Consider the following 274-nt stretch of genomic DNA (forward strand, 5'->3'; position numbering starts at 1 on the left):
TTATGTTTTGCTATCGGTGAAAGATATTGCTGTCCTGCACGAAATAGCTGAGTTGGTGCGTCTTGTTTCTTGACCATTAGCGTGTTTGGATCTTGTTGATTCCATTCTAGACCTCCGTTTTCACCATAAATTCTAATTTTTAATGCATTTTCTTCCCCAGATGCTACTTGTGAAGCGGATAGAACTCCTGTAGCACCATTTTCGAATCGCAGTAATATATTTCCATCATCTTCAAGCTTTCTCCCGTCGACAAAGGTTTGGAGATCGGCACACA

Annotated in this window: 1 protein-coding gene; it reads right to left on the bottom strand. The window is 40.9% G+C overall.

Annotated elements, in window-relative coordinates; genetic code table 11:
• A partial coding sequence (locus NLF92_RS12920; RefSeq protein ID WP_254102620.1) for a Gfo/Idh/MocA family protein occupies positions 1–274 on the bottom strand: 274 nt, incomplete at both ends.

It is taken from the genome of Opacimonas viscosa (genome assembly GCF_024199005.1).
Lineage (GTDB): Bacteria > Pseudomonadota > Gammaproteobacteria > Enterobacterales > Alteromonadaceae > Opacimonas > Opacimonas viscosa.